1 pseudogene is annotated in these 262 nt (G+C 42.0%); it reads right to left on the bottom strand.

The window, feature by feature from the left end:
• Nucleotides 1–262: pseudogene (locus ADM33_RS11465) on the bottom strand (mucin-binding protein); the annotation flags it as partial.

Genomic DNA, 262 nt, shown 5'->3' with positions numbered 1-262 from the left:
ACGTGTCCATTGTGCATTTTGAACATTGTCAGCTGGGGCAGTTGCCTTACCGTCTGATACTACATACTTAACAGTTGATGTTACATCTTTCGTCCATTGATCTTTCGCAGGGTATTTTGGACTGTTTGGATCATTTGGATTGATTGGATCTGTTGGGTTATGTGGATCATTTGGTCCAACTGGAGTTTCACCATGTTTCAAAGTTACTGTCCAAGTTTGATCAACAGATGCATCTGTGTCATAAGTAGCTCCTGCTGGGAAC

It is taken from the genome of Streptococcus oralis (assembly GCF_001075875.1).
Lineage (GTDB): Bacteria > Bacillota > Bacilli > Lactobacillales > Streptococcaceae > Streptococcus > Streptococcus oralis_I.
This window is presented reverse-complemented; position numbering and strand designations above follow the sequence as displayed.